Annotated in this window: 12 protein-coding genes; all 12 read left to right on the top strand. The window is 60.4% G+C overall.

The features are described from left to right. Positions 1–315 precede the first annotated feature (315 nt). The 12 genes from rfbF (at position 316) to PMI32_RS01285 (ending at position 13,592) form a co-directional block, all read left to right on the top strand. Positions 316–1,089, top strand: a complete 774-nt coding sequence (rfbF, locus tag PMI32_RS01230; RefSeq protein WP_008035281.1) for a glucose-1-phosphate cytidylyltransferase — start codon at positions 316–318, stop codon at positions 1,087–1,089. Continuing rightward, positions 1,071–2,153, top strand: a complete 1,083-nt coding sequence (gene rfbG / locus PMI32_RS01235; RefSeq protein ID WP_008035280.1) for a CDP-glucose 4,6-dehydratase — start codon at positions 1,071–1,073, stop codon at positions 2,151–2,153. Before rfbF ends, rfbG begins: the two co-directional genes overlap by 19 nt. Beyond that, a complete protein-coding gene (locus tag PMI32_RS01240) occupies positions 2,150–2,710 on the top strand; it encodes a dTDP-4-dehydrorhamnose 3,5-epimerase family protein (RefSeq protein ID WP_008035278.1) in 561 nt (186 codons plus the stop codon). The genes rfbG and PMI32_RS01240 overlap by 4 nt, the downstream gene beginning before the upstream one ends. Beyond that, positions 2,707–3,933, top strand: coding sequence for a class I SAM-dependent methyltransferase (locus PMI32_RS01245; protein WP_008035277.1), 1,227 nt, complete (start codon positions 2,707–2,709; stop codon positions 3,931–3,933). Before PMI32_RS01240 ends, PMI32_RS01245 begins: the two co-directional genes overlap by 4 nt. Then, positions 3,930–4,787 (top strand): NAD-dependent epimerase/dehydratase family protein, encoded by an 858-nt coding sequence (locus tag PMI32_RS01250; RefSeq protein WP_008035274.1) that lies wholly within the window; start codon positions 3,930–3,932, stop codon positions 4,785–4,787. The genes PMI32_RS01245 and PMI32_RS01250 overlap by 4 nt, the downstream gene beginning before the upstream one ends. After that, positions 4,777–5,847, top strand: a complete 1,071-nt coding sequence (locus PMI32_RS01255; RefSeq protein WP_008035272.1) for a class I SAM-dependent methyltransferase — start codon at positions 4,777–4,779, stop codon at positions 5,845–5,847. The genes PMI32_RS01250 and PMI32_RS01255 overlap by 11 nt, the downstream gene beginning before the upstream one ends. A 17-nt stretch (positions 5,848–5,864) precedes the next feature. Continuing rightward, positions 5,865–6,602, top strand: a complete 738-nt coding sequence (locus tag PMI32_RS01260) for a cephalosporin hydroxylase family protein (RefSeq protein WP_008035271.1) — start codon at positions 5,865–5,867, stop codon at positions 6,600–6,602. A gap of 54 nt (positions 6,603–6,656) precedes the next feature. Next, complete coding sequence (locus PMI32_RS01265) at positions 6,657–9,599, top strand: glycosyltransferase family 2 protein (protein ID WP_008035269.1); 2,943 nt, start codon at positions 6,657–6,659, stop codon at positions 9,597–9,599. Positions 9,600–9,694: 95 nt separating this feature from the next. Further along, on the top strand, positions 9,695–10,864 hold the full coding sequence (pseC, locus tag PMI32_RS01270) for a UDP-4-amino-4,6-dideoxy-N-acetyl-beta-L-altrosamine transaminase (protein WP_008035267.1): 1,170 nt from the start codon (positions 9,695–9,697) through the stop codon (positions 10,862–10,864). Positions 10,865–10,900: 36 nt separating this feature from the next. Beyond that, positions 10,901–12,010, top strand: coding sequence for a pseudaminic acid synthase (gene pseI / locus PMI32_RS01275; protein ID WP_008035256.1), 1,110 nt, complete (start codon positions 10,901–10,903; stop codon positions 12,008–12,010). Next, positions 12,007–12,708, top strand: coding sequence for a pseudaminic acid cytidylyltransferase (gene pseF, locus PMI32_RS01280; protein WP_008035255.1), 702 nt, complete (start codon positions 12,007–12,009; stop codon positions 12,706–12,708). Before pseI ends, pseF begins: the two co-directional genes overlap by 4 nt. Further along, on the top strand, positions 12,705–13,592 hold the full coding sequence (locus PMI32_RS01285) for a class I SAM-dependent methyltransferase (RefSeq protein WP_008035253.1): 888 nt from the start codon (positions 12,705–12,707) through the stop codon (positions 13,590–13,592). Before pseF ends, PMI32_RS01285 begins: the two co-directional genes overlap by 4 nt. Positions 13,593–13,599 lie beyond the last annotated feature (7 nt).

Below are 13,599 nucleotides of genomic sequence, written 5' to 3'. Positions count from 1 at the left end.
CCGAGCGTTAGCTCGCCTTCCGCTTTTGATTCTGAGGTACACGACCCCTCACGCCCTGAGCCTGTCCGTCAACCTGTGACTACCTCCATCGGCGCCTCTACCAACATTGATCCGCGGCGCTTTTACGTTTCTGACCCTTGCCCACCACAGCGAAAGAGCTGGCGCGTTTCCTGCAAGCCCCCCCGATATCGCCATAAAACGAGCACTTCCGGTCAATCCAGAAGCGCCCTGACCGGCATTGAAGGTTTTATCCAGAAGGCCTGCAAAAGCTTGATACAGCTTGGCTGAGCCCTGTGACGAACAAGAGGGGAGACGATGAAGGCAGTTATTTTGGCGGGCGGCCTGGGCACGCGCATCAGTGAGGAGTCGCACCTCAAACCCAAGCCGATGATTGAAATCGGTGGCAAGCCAATTCTCTGGCACATCATGAAGCAGTACTCCGCTCACGGGATCCATGACTTCGTGATTTGCCTGGGCTACAAGGGCTATGCGATCAAGGACTTCTTCGCCAACTACTTCCTGCATACCTCCGACGTCACGTTCGACATGTGCAACAACCGCATGGACGTTCACCAGAACTACAGCGAGCCATGGCGCGTGACCCTGATCGACACGGGCGAAGACACCATGACCGGTGGCCGTCTGCGTCGCGCCGCACGTTATCTGGAAGGCGAACAGGCGTTCTGCTTTACCTACGGCGATGGCGTTTCCGACCTTAATATCGGCGCCCTGGTGGATTTTCACCTGACTCACGGCAAGCTCGCGACCGTCACCGCTGTGCAGCCACCGGGCCGTTATGGCGCCCTGGAGCGTGACGGTGACAGCGTCAAAGGTTTCATTGAAAAGCCGCGCGGCGACGGCGGCTGGATCAATGGCGGTTTTTTTGTGCTGTCGCCAAAAGTACTGCCATACATTGCTGACGACCAGACGTCCTGGGAGGCCGAGCCGCTGGCCGCGCTGGCCGATGAACAGCAGCTGCAAGCGTTTCAGCACGATGGCTTCTGGCATCCGATGGACACCCTGCGCGACAAAAACCACCTTGAGCAGCTATGGCTGAGCGGGGAGGCCCCATGGAAGCAATGGGACTGAGTCCGGAGTTCTGGCGCGGCAAGCGGGTTCTGCTGACGGGCCACACCGGTTTCAAAGGCAGTTGGCTGACGTTGTGGCTGCAAAGCCTGGGCGCGAAAGTCAGCGGGTTTTCCCTCGACCCGTCCACCGAGCCGAGCCTGTTCGAACTGGCGCGTGTTCACGAAGGCATCAACGATCAGCGCGGCGACCTGCGTGACCTGGGTGCCTTGCTCGAGCTGATCGCCGACACCCAACCGGAAATCGTCCTGCACCTGGCGGCCCAGCCGCTGGTGCGCGAGGGTTATCGCGATCCGCTGGGGACTTACTCCAGCAACATCATGGGCACCCTCAATCTGCTCGAAGCGATCCGTCAGGTCGGCGGCGTGCGCGCCTGCGTGCTGGTGACCACCGACAAGGTCTACGCCAATCAGGAATGGTTGTGGCCGTACCGTGAAAACGAAGCCCTCGGCGGCCACGATCCTTACAGCAGCAGCAAAGCCTGCTGCGAGTTGCTGGCGCAGTCGTATGCGGCATCGTTTTTCCCGGCCGAGAAGTATGCCGAACACGGTCTGGCCCTGGCCACGGCCCGAGCCGGCAACGTGTTGGGCGGCGGTGATTTTGCCCCTGAACGTTTGATTCCCGATGTCCTGAAAGCCTGGTCCGCCGACGAGCCGGTGACCCTGCGCTATCCGCAAGCCGTCCGCCCGTGGCAACACGCGCTGGAGCCGCTGGCCGGTTACCTGAAGCTGGCCGCCGCTCTTTACGAGCGAGGCCCCGAGTTCGCCGGTGCGTGGAACTTCGGCCCGAGCGAAGCGGACATGTGCAGCGTCGGCGAAGTGGTCGAGCTGCTCGCCAACCGCTGGCCACAAGCGCGCGGATTGCGTATCGAACCGAGTGAACTGCATGAAGCAGGCCTGTTGCGCCTGGACAGCAGCCGCGCGCGCCAACTGTTGGCCTGGCAGCCGCGCTGGTCGTTGCAGCAATGCCTGACCCAGACCCTCGACTGGCATCTGGCCTGGCAAAACGGCGACGACATGCGTGGCATCACGTTGGGTCAGTTGAACCTGTACCGAGGCGCGTTGTGAGCGAATTTTTGTTGAAAGCGCTACCGCTGACGGGCTTGTTCAGTGTGCAGCACAAACGCTTTGAAGACGATCGCGGGCACTTCGCCCGGTTGTTCTGCGAGGGCAGCCTGAGCGCCTTCGGCCAAGCGTTTTCCATTCGCCAGATCAACCATTCCTGCACCCGTGCACGCGCGAGTGTGCGTGGCCTGCATTACCAGAATGCCAACGCGCCGGAAGCCAAGCTCATCACCTGTCTGCGCGGTGAAGTCTGGGATGTGGCGGTGGACTTGCGACCTGACTCTGCAACCTTCCTGCACTGGCACGCCGAGCACCTGCGCGCCGGCGACGGTCGCAGCCTGCTCATTCCTGCCGGTTTCGCCCACGGCTTCCAGACCCTGACCGACGACGCCGAATTGCTTTACCTGCACAGCGCCGATTACGCGCCGGAGCATGAAGGCGGCTTGTCGGTGAACGATCCTCGGCTGGCGATTGCCTGGCCGTTGCCTGTCAATAATCTGTCAGCCAGGGACGCCAGCCATCCCTTGCTCGATGAACGCTTCGCTGGAGTGCGTCTATGAACTGCCGTGGTTGCGGTACTCCTTTGGCCTTGCCGCTGATCGACCTTGGCACCTCGCCGCCGTCGAACGCCTACGTTCGTGCCGATCAGCTGGAACAGGCTGAACAGTGGGTGCCCCTGAAGGTTGCGGTGTGTCAGCAGTGCTGGTTGGTGCAAACCGAGGATTACACCAGCGCCGACAGCCTGTTCGACGCTGAGTATGCTTATTTCAGTTCGTTCTCCAGCACCTGGCTGGCGCATGCCGATCGCTACGTTGCCGAGATGGTCGAGCGCTTCGGCCTGACCGCCGACAGCCGTGTGGTGGAAATCGCTGCCAATGACGGTTACCTGTTGCAGTACGTCGCCGGTCGCGGCATTCCTTGCCTTGGCGTAGAGCCGACCCACAGCACCGCGCAAGCGGCGCGGGAAAAAGGCCTGGAGATCCGCGAGTTGTTCTTCGGCCGTCACACCGCTGCGCAATTGGTCAGCGAAGGCTGGTCTGCGGACCTGATGGCCGCCAACAACGTGTTGGCTCACGTGCCGGACATCAATGATTTCCTCGGTGGTTTCGCGACCTTGCTCAAGCCGACCGGTGTGGCGACATTCGAGTTTCCGCAACTGCTGACGCTGATGGCCGGGCAACAGTTCGACACGCTGTATCACGAGCACTATTCCTACCTGTCCCTGACCGCCGTGCATGCGTTGTGCGAACGCAACGGTCTGGAAGTGTTCGACGTCAGTCAGTTGTCGACCCATGGCGGTTCGTTGCGGGTCTTCGTCCAGCGTGCTGATGGCGTTCGTCGTGACGTGCAGCCTGCGGTTGCTCAGCAACTGCAAGCCGAAATCGCCGCAGGGGTGAAAACCCCCGAGTACTACGCGACCCTCGCGCCGGCCGCCGAACGTATCAAACACGAACTGCTGCGCTTTCTGCTGGAGGCCAAGGCTGACGGCAAACGTGTGGTCGGTTACGGTGCCGCCGCCAAGGGCAACACCTTGCTCAACTACGCCGGGGTCAAGCCGGACCTGTTGGCCTGGGTCGCCGACGCCAACCCGCACAAACAGGGCAAGTACTTGCCTGGCAGTCGCATTCCGATAGTTTCGCCGGCGCAGATCGAGTTGGAAAAACCGGATTACGTGCTGGTGTTGCCGTGGAACCTGTTGCACGAAGTCAGCCAGCAACTGGCTCAGGTGCGTCAGTGGGATGGCCGCTTCGTGATCGCCGTGCCTGAGTTAACCGTCCTGTGAAAGTGCTGGTGACCGGTGCCACCGGGTTCGTCGGCCGCCATTTGGTCGCGGCGTTGCTCGCCCGTGGTTGCGCAGTTCGCGCGGTGGCGCGCAACGCCGAAACCGCCGCGAGCTTGCCGTGGATCAATGCCGTGGAGTTCATCAAGGCGGATATTCACGGCGCAGACTTGGATATTGGCGCGTTGACCGATGGCATCGACGCCTTGGCGCATCTGGCCTGGCCGGGTTTGCCCAACTATCAGGCGCTGTTTCACTTCGAGCACAACCTGATGGCCGATTTCCGCTTCATCAAGGGCGCGGTGGAGGCGGGCGTACCACAAGTGCTGGTCACGGGTACCTGCTTCGAATACGGGATGCAGAGCGGGCCGCTCGACGAGCAGACCGCGCCGCAGCCGGGCAACCCGTACGGGTTGGCTAAAAACACCCTACGTCTGTTCCTCGAAAACCTGCAGCGGGTTCAACCGTTCACGCTGCAATGGGCGCGGCTGTTTTACCTGCACGGCGCGGGGCAAAACCCCAACAGTCTGCTCGCGGCGCTGGACCGGGCGATCGATGCCGGCGACGAGCGCTTCAACATGTCGGGCGGCGAACAATTGCGCGATTACCTGGCGATCGAGACGGCTGCCGGTTACCTCGCGGCGATCATGCAGCAGCGTGATTTCGATGGCGTGATCAATTGCGCCAGCGGCCAACCGATTTCGGTAAGGGCACTGGTCGAACAGCGTGTGCGTGAGCGCGGCGCTTCGATCGATTTGAACCTGGGCCATTACCCGTACGCGACCCACGAGCCCATGGCGTTCTGGGGCGTGGCGGACCGTATGCAACAGCTACTGGGAGCAGAGCATGAGGCATGAGTTGTATCGGGTCGCCGACCTGCCGGTGTTGCAGAACCGCACCTTTGCCGACCCGGCCTCGGCCAAGGCTTCGGCGAGGGCCGACATGGTACTGGTGCAAGATGAAAAGAGCGGGTTGATCTTCAACCAGGCCTTCGATGCCGACAAGCTCAGCTACGACGCCGACTACCAGAACGAGCAGGCGCATTCCGGCCAGTTCCAGAAGCACCTGAGCGATGTCGAAGGCATCATTGCCCGCCACTTCAAAGGGCAGGAACTGATCGAAGTCGGTTGCGGCAAAGGCTACTTTCTCGAACTGCTCAAAGGTCTGGGCTACGCCATCACCGGCATCGACCCGGCCTACGAAGGCAACAACGCCGACGTGATCAAGGCGCCGTTCACCCGTGGCCTCGGCCTGGCGGCAGACGCCATCGTGCTGCGTCATGTGCTGGAACACATCCAGGGCCCGGTGAGTTTTCTGGCCGAGATGGCCGACGCCAATCAGGGCGGGCAGATCTACATCGAAGTGCCGTGCTTCGACTGGATCCTCGAACACCGCGCCTGGTTCGACCTGTTCTATGAGCACGTCAATTATTTCCGCCTCGATGACCTGCGCCGGATGTTCGGCACCGTGCATGAGGCCGGTCACCTGTTCGGTGGCCAATACCTGTACATCGTCGCGGACCTTGCGACCTTGCGCCTGACCCCGGAACAACCGGTGTCACGCCTGGACCTGCCGGGTGGTTTTACCGGCAGCCTCGAGCGCGCGGTGCAAATCATTCAGGCAAACCCGGAGCAGGGTTCGGCGATCTGGGGCGCATCGTCCAAAGGCGTGATCTATTCGCTGTTCCTGCAACGGGCCGGTGTGGCGGTGGATCGCGTGGTGGATATCAACCCGGCCAAACAGGGGCGGTATCTGCCCCTGAGCGGCGCGCGCGTGTCCTCGCCCCAGGAGGCGATGGACGCCTTGCCCGAAGGCGCCAACCTGTTTGTGATGAACTCCAACTACCTCGAAGAAATCAAGCGGATGACCGGTGGACGCTACGTCTATCACGCCGTAGACAGCGCTTCGTTCCAGTGACTATTGAGACTTATAAAATGACCGACAACACCATCAATAAAGCGTTCGAAGCCGAGTGCCAGGCAGAAATCGCGCGTCAGGGCGATGACCAGAAACTCACCGGCCTGGCCCGGGATTTCTTCAACGAATCGGCCCGGCACAAATACAGCTACCACTTCTCGTGGATGGGCCGTCCGATCATCCAGTTGCCGCAAGACATGATGGCGATGCAAGAGATCATCTGGCAGGTCAAGCCGGACCTGGTGATCGAATGCGGCATCGCCCATGGCGGTTCGATCATCTACTACGCATCGCTGCTGGAACTGCAGGGCCACGGTGAAGTGCTGGGCATCGACCTCGATATTCGTGCGCACAACCGCGAAGCCATCGAAAGCCATCCGATGAGCAAACGCATCTCGATGATCGAAGGTTCGAGTATCGACCCGGCTATCGCCGCACAAGTGCGCGCCGCGGCCGAGGGCAAGAAAGTCATCCTGGTGCTGGACTCCAACCACACCCACGATCACGTGCTCGAAGAACTGCGTTTGTATGCACCACTGGTGTCGGTGGACAGCTACTGCGTCGTCATGGACACCGTGGTCGAAGACATGCCGGAAGATGCATTCCCGGACCGTCCATGGGGCAAGGGTGACAACCCGAAAACCGCAGTCTGGGCCTACCTGGAAGAAAACCGCGATTTCGAGATCGACCGTGCGATGGACAACAAACTGCTGATTTCAGTTGCGCCGGATGGCTACCTGCGCCGCGTGCGTTAAGCGACACCTTTATTCAAGCGTTCATCAGGCAATCGGTCTGTGGTGGGGAAGGATATGCAAGGCATTTACGGTTCTGAAAACACGCTGCCCCTGAGTGAACTGTTCACTCTGGTGCTGATTTCACACAATCGCCCGGCGTTTTTGCGCAGGGCATTGCAGTTCTACAGCACATTGCCTTGCAAGATTCTGGTCCTCGATTCATCGACCGTTGCGCTGGAGGGCGCGGCTGCGGTCGCGGACACCATCGACTACCGTCATTTGCCGCAGTTTGGCTATTGGGGTATCCAGACCAAACTGGTGTACGGCGTCGAGCAAGTCACCACGCCGTACATGGTCTTCGCCTCCGACGATGATTTTCTGCTGCACGGTGCACTCACCGAGTCGGTGAGCTTCCTCGAAGCCAACCCGGACTACGGTCTGTGCCATGGCTATTGCCTGATGTACCTGACCCACTCCAACTATGTGCAGTACTACCGTCGTGACAAAAAAGTGCACGAGGACTACAACGCCGAGCGCGGTCAGGATCGTGTACTCGATTACATGAGCCAGTACATTCCGCCGTTCTATGCGGTTCACCGCACGTCGTTGCTGCGTGACTGGTATCAGGCGATGCCTGAAAAAACGATCTTCGAGTGGCAGGAAATCGGGCATGTCTACTACATGCTGGCACGGGCCAAGGCGCGGATTCTCCCGGCGCCTTATGTGGTGCGTGAGGTCAACTATGGCCGCTCGGATCACAACACCGAAATCATGACGACCCTGACCTTCAAGGATGCGCGTTCAGTAGCGGAGCGCGAGCGCTTTGCCGGGTTTCTGGCGTCTCTGCCGACCGGCATCAGTGGTCTGGATGAACAACAGACTGCAGAGGTTGCCCTGCAAAGCTTCGCTGCCCTGGCCGAAAGTCTGACGACCCGTAACGCGCTGACCATCGAACCCATTTTCGAGTCTTACTGGAAGGACCCGACGGTGGAGCCGAAGCGGATTTTCGGCGCTCAGCAATACGTCGAAATGCCGTTCTACAACAGCGCTTTCTTCGAACAACTCACGCAGTGCGAATTTCTCCTGCACGCGATGCCGGCCGGACGCTTGCAACTCGAAGAAATGGAAGGCGCATTGCTCAAGCAAGAAGCCTTGCAGCGCACCTACTCCAATGACAGTTCGGCAACGATCCAGAACCGTCTGCTTGAAGCTGTGCAACTGGGCGCCTTCAACCGTCGGGTGGTGCAGAAACTGGCGCAGCAGCTGCAACAGATGGATGAGCCCGCCGATGCCCAGGTGCTCACCGACTGGGTTCAGCGCCTGGACAGCGTGCCGACCTTCGACAGTCGCCAGATGCTCGACACGATGCCATCGGGACGTCTGCACAACTGGCTGCAAGCCCGGAAACCGAACGACACCGCGGTGAGGAAAATCAATCAGCACCTGGCGGCTAACGAAGGGGGCCCTCAGTTCGGCATTCTGCTGCTCGATCTGGACGCGGACATGGATAAACTCCAGGTCACTCTGGATAGCCTCATGGAAAGTGCATTCCGGGCGTTCAAGGTGGTGATCTTCACCACGGGCGATTTGCCTGCGGTCACCACTGCCCAGAACACGCTGCATTTCGTCAAGGTCACGTCGGCCAATTATGTCGACAAGCTGAACCAGATCGCTCGCCAGTCGACTTCGGACTGGCTGCTGCTGGCCGAGGCGGGTGACGAGTTCACCGCTGCCGGTTTCTTGCGTGCCAGTCTCGAGTTGCAGAACGCCGAGGGTTGCCGTGCGGTGGCGATGGACGAAATTCATCGCCGGCCCAATGGCACGCTGGTCGATGTATTCCGGCCAGCCTTCAACCTCGACCTGTTGCAGAGCGTTCCGGCACTCGTCGCGCGGCACTGGCTGATCCGCCGTGAAGCGCTGATAGAGGTCGGCGGTTTTGCCCGTGAACTCACCTCTGCACTCGAGTTCGACCTGCTGCTGCGCTTGATTGAAACCGGCGGCCTGTCCGGTCTTGCCCATTTGGCCGAGCCGTTGCTGATCACCGCCGCACCCGAGCTGGCACCCAATGACCACGAGCGTCAGACGCTGGTTCGTCATCTGGCAACGCGCGGTTATCAGGCTCAGGTCAGCGCGGAAGTGTCAGGTGGTTACCGTATCGACTACCGTCATGCCGCTCGCCCGAAGGTGTCGATCATCATCCATAGCGAGGACAACCTCGAGCACTTGCAGCGCTGCCTGGTCAGCGTCTTGCAGCGCACACGCTATCAACATAATGAAATCGTTATTGCCGATAACCACAGCCAGTCCACCGAGCTGCTCGCCTGGCTCGACAACCTGGAGAAAAACGGCGCAGGCCGGATTCGTCTGGTCAAGGCCGCGCAACGCCTGAGCACGTCAGCCCTGATCAACCTGGCCGTCGAGCAGGCGCAAGGTGAATACCTGGTGCTGCTGGCGGCGGACGCCGAAGTGGTCAACGCGAACTGGATCGAGGCGTTACTCAATCAGGCCCAGCGTCCCGAAGTCGGTGTGGTCGGTGCCAAGCTGCTGGATCGCGAAGGCAGTGTCACCGGTGCCGGCCTGATTCTGGGGCTTAACGGCGAGATCGCTTCGCCCTTCATCGGCGAGAAAAAGGACGCGTCGGGCTACATGCGCAGACTGCTCGTCGAACAGAATTACTCGGCCCTCTGCGGTGCGTGCCTGATGATTCGCAAGGAGGTTTTCGATGCCCTCGGCGGTCTGGATCGTGAGCATTTCGATGAGGTGTACGCCGATATCGATTTTTGCCTGAAAGTCGCCGACGCCGGTTTGCTTACGGTGTGGACACCGCAGGTTCAGATTGCCCACCCGGGAACCTTGCCGAACGATCCGAATGCAGTGGCAGCCTTGCGTGACAAGTGGCAGGCGCGCTTTGCGCACGATGAGGCTTACAACCAGAACCTGGCTCTGACCTGCAAGGGGTTTACCCTCGGTGACGCTTGCGGTGTGAACTGGGCACAGTTGCTTGCATCAGCTGTCTGATCAAATAAAAGGACTCACGCCATGTGCAACGACAATTTGATGTTCAAAAGTGCGCGTATTTGCCGGCTCGCCGGGCGTCGCGTCGAGTCACGGACATGATGCCTTACCGGATTCCCTACGGCCGGCAGAACATTGATCAGGCGGATATCGACGCTGTGATGGAAGTGCTCCAGTCGCCCTGGCTGACTCAGGGGCCGACCATTGAACGCTTCGAAAGAGCCTTGGCCGACCACTGTCAGGCGGAGCACGCGGTCGCCGTGTGCAATGCCACGGCGGCATTGCACATCGCCTGTCTTGTCGCGGGCCTTGGCCCTGGGGATTATCTCTGGACCAGCCCGAATACGTTTGTCGCGTCGGCCAACTGTGCTCGCTACTGTGGAGCCGACGTCGATTTCGTCGACATTGACCCGCACACCCTGAACCTTGATGCGAAGTTGCTCGCAGAAAAACTCGAGGTGGCCGAAGCCGCCGGAAAACTGCCCAAAGTGGTGATCGCGGTCGCCTTCGCCGGGCAGAGCTGCGACATGCGCACCCTCGCGCAGCTATCCGAGCGGTACGGCTTTATCTTGATCGAGGACGCCGCCCATGCGGTGGGTGCCTCGTACCTGGGTCGACCGGTAGGTTGTGGTCAATATGCGGCCATGACCATTTTCAGCTTCCACCCGGTCAAGGTCATCACCAGCGCCGAGGGCGGCATGGTGCTGACCAATAATGCCGAGTATGCCGAGCGTCTGCGGCGGCTGCGCAGCCACGGCATCACGGGTGACCCGGCACAGATGAAGGTGCCGGAGACGGGGTTGTGGTACTACCAGCAATTGGAGCTGGGGTTCAATTACCGGATGTCCGACCTGCACGCGGCACTGGGGCTTTCGCAGATGGCGCGTCTGGATGCCTTCGTCGCCAAGCGACGTCAATTGGCCGCACGCTACTCCACGTTGCTGGCCGGGCTCGCTGTGACATTGCCGGCCGAACAACCAGGTGCCGGGTCTGCCTGGCACCTTTATGTGGTGCGGTTGCAACTGACGCGTATCAAGCTCAGTCAACCGCAAGTATTCGAGGCTTTGCGGGCGGCGGGACTGGGTGTGAACCTGCACTACATTCCGGTGCATTTGCAGCCTTACTACCGCGAGCAAGGTTTCAAGGATGGCGATTTCCCTCAGGCCGAGCGTTATTTTGCCGAGGCCATCAGCCTGCCGTTGTACCCCGATCTGACGGATGAGCAACAAGATGAAGTGGTCGCGCATCTGGGGCGAATCCTGGGTTGATAGTTTTTTGCTAACCAATACAACTGGAGTGGCTTTGTGAAAGGGCAGCACGCAGCACGGGGAAAAGGCTCGCCAAGCGTTGGGCAACCGGTTCTGAGCATCGCCGGGCGTCGCATCGGTCCCGCCGAGCCTCCTTACATCGTTGCCGAGATGTCGGGGAACCACAACGGCGACATCAACCGTGCCTTTCGCATTATTGAAGCCGCCAAGCTGGCCGGTGCGGATGCGGTCAAGATTCAGACGTACCGTGCCGACACCATCACCATTGATCACAGTGGGGCGGAGTTCATGGTGAGCGGCGGTCTCTGGGATGGTCGGCGCCTCTATGAACTCTATGAAGAAGCCCACACGCCGTGGGAGTGGCACCAAGCGATTTTTGAACATGGCCGCAAAGTCGGGATTACCGTGTTTTCGTCACCCTTTGACGCCACGGCGGTGGATTTCCTCGAATCCCTTGGTACACCGGCCTACAAGATTGCCTCGCCTGAGTTGATCGACCTGCCGCTCATTCGCAAAGTGGCTCGCACGGGCAAGCCCATCGTGATGTCTACGGGCATGGCAACACTTGAGGAAATCGGTGAAGCGGTCGAGGCTGCGCGTTCGGCCGGGGCCACAGAGATTGTGGTGCTTCACTGCACCGCCGCTTATCCAGCGCCGCCAGAAGAGGCTAACCTGGCAACGATCGCCGAGATCGCCCGGCGTTTCGACGTCGTGGCCGGGCTCTCCGACCATACGCTCGGCACGGTGGTGTCGGCCATTGCCGTCGGGCTGGGGGCGTGTTTCATTGAAAAACATTTCACCCTTGCTCGCGCCGAGGGTGGGGTCGATAGCGCCTTCTCGCTGGAACCCGCAGAGCTGGCCGAACTCGTGACGACGGCGCGCATTGCCCATGTGGCGGTCGGCGCTCCGGCATTCGAGCCCACACGGTCGGAACAGATTGTCCTGAAAAATCGCCGTTCGCTCTATGTCGTGGCACCGGTCGCCAAGGGCGAAATGCTGACCGAGGCGAACGTGCGCTCTATCCGTCCCGGTAACGGACTCAAGCCCAAGTTTCTTGATGGGGTGCTTGGGCGCAGGGCTGCGCGCGAGCTTGCCTTTGGCGAGCCACTCGACGCCTCTATGATCGACGGAGGAATTGATCCATGACCGGCACACCTGGCGCCGTCGCGATCATTCCTGCCAGAGGTGGCAGCAAGCGGATCCCTCGCAAGAACATTCGCCTGTTCCGTGGGCGCCCCATGCTGGCCTGGTCCATTGAAGCGGCACTCGCCTCCGGCGCTTTCGACACAGTCATGGTCAGCACCGATGACGCGGAGATTGCTGAAGCCGCACGCGCCTTGGGCGCCGAGGTTCCCTTTCTGCGCTCGGCAGCGGCAGCGGACGATCACGCCACCACATCGCAGGTTCTGCTTGAGGTGCTGGATCAATACGCCGAGGCGGGCGTGCAGTTCGATCTCGCCTGCTGCCTTTATCCGACGGCGCCTTTCGTGCGGCCACAAGACCTTACTGACGGACGCGCGAAGCTGTTGGGAAGCCGGTTCGACGTCATCATGCCTGTCGCGGCGTTTTCTTATCCGATCTGGCGATCGCTGCAACGTGAGGACGATGGTTGCATCGCCCTGAACTTCCCTGAACACCTCAACGCCAGGTCACAAGACCTGCCGGTCGCCTATCACGATGCCGGTCAGTGGTACTGGTTCCGCACCGAGGCGTTTTTGCGCGACCAAGTGCTGATGGGCGCGAACACCGGCTCGATCATTCTGCCTGCTATGCAGGTGCAGGATATCGATACCGAGGACGACTGGGCGCTTGCCGAGCTGAAACATGAAAGGATGTTTGGATGAATGACCCGCGTCTACGCCGGCACGAGTTCGGTTTTCTGGAGGTAGTGGATCGTCCCACTCCAGAGGCCTTGAGCGAATATTATGCGCAGGCCTATTTTCAGAACGCGGCCAGTAGCAGTTTTCGAAAGTCTTATTCAGAAGAGGAGCTCGAGGTCATCGAGCTGCGAATCGCGCAAAAGGCGGGGCAGGCTCGCACACTCTTGAGTGATGACCAGCCCGGTAGTCTGCTGGATGTCGGCTGCGGTGAAGGCTTCGTGCTGAGGTTCTTTGAGCGACTCGGGTGGCAGGTTCAAGGCATCGACTACAGTCGCGCAGGCGTGCAACAGGTCAATCCGGCCTACGCCAATCATGTCGAGCAGGGTGATGTCTTCGAACTGCTCGAGGCGCGTATCGCGTCTGAACAACAATACGATCTGGTCTGGCTGGGCAACGTGCTCGAGCATGTGCTGGAGCCTGTGAGCCTGCTGCAATCACTGCGCCGTTTAGTGGCTCCGGGCGGGCTGCTTGTGGTGACTGTTCCGAACGATGGCACGGCCTATCACGAAGAACTGTACGCGGCGGGCACGATACCTGAGCGGTTCTGGGTGGCTGTGCCCGATCACTTGTCGTACTTCACCGCCGACAGCCTGCGCCGCACGGCTGAAGCCACGGGCTGGGACTGTCTTGCGATTCAGGGAGATTTCCCGATCGACCTTTTTCTCGCCCATGAAGGATCGAACTACATCGCTGATCGTTCCCGAGGGCCGCAAGCCCATCGGGCGCGGTTGATGCTTGAGCGGCTGATCGGGCAAGCAGGCATCGAAGCATCCAACCGCTTCTACGCGGCACTCGTTGATGTGGGGTTCGGTCGCAACCTGACCGCGTTCTTTAGACCGAAACCCTGAGGAGTCA

The organism is Pseudomonas sp. GM60, from assembly GCF_000282415.1.
GTDB classification, from domain to species: domain Bacteria; phylum Pseudomonadota; class Gammaproteobacteria; order Pseudomonadales; family Pseudomonadaceae; genus Aquipseudomonas; species Aquipseudomonas migulae.
The sequence above is the reverse complement of the archived record's forward strand: the minus strand, read 5'-3'. Positions and strand labels throughout refer to the sequence as shown.

Bases quoted from the DNA above. Each gene is read 5' to 3' on its own strand.
- rfbF (WP_008035281.1), top strand. From the start codon at position 316: ATGAAGGCAGTTATTTTGGCGGGCGGCCTGGGCACGCGCATCAGTGAG.
- rfbG (WP_008035280.1), top strand. From the start codon at position 1,071: ATGGAAGCAATGGGACTGAGTCCGGAGTTCTGGCGCGGCAAGCGGGTT.
- PMI32_RS01245 (WP_008035277.1), top strand. From the start codon at position 2,707: ATGAACTGCCGTGGTTGCGGTACTCCTTTGGCCTTGCCGCTGATCGAC.
- PMI32_RS01255 (WP_008035272.1), top strand. From the start codon at position 4,777: ATGAGGCATGAGTTGTATCGGGTCGCCGACCTGCCGGTGTTGCAGAAC.
- PMI32_RS01260 (WP_008035271.1), top strand. From the start codon at position 5,865: ATGACCGACAACACCATCAATAAAGCGTTCGAAGCCGAGTGCCAGGCA.
- PMI32_RS01265 (WP_008035269.1), top strand. From the start codon at position 6,657: ATGCAAGGCATTTACGGTTCTGAAAACACGCTGCCCCTGAGTGAACTG.
- pseC (WP_008035267.1), top strand. From the start codon at position 9,695: ATGATGCCTTACCGGATTCCCTACGGCCGGCAGAACATTGATCAGGCG.
- pseF (WP_008035255.1), top strand. From the start codon at position 12,007: ATGACCGGCACACCTGGCGCCGTCGCGATCATTCCTGCCAGAGGTGGC.
- PMI32_RS01285 (WP_008035253.1), top strand. From the start codon at position 12,705: ATGAATGACCCGCGTCTACGCCGGCACGAGTTCGGTTTTCTGGAGGTA.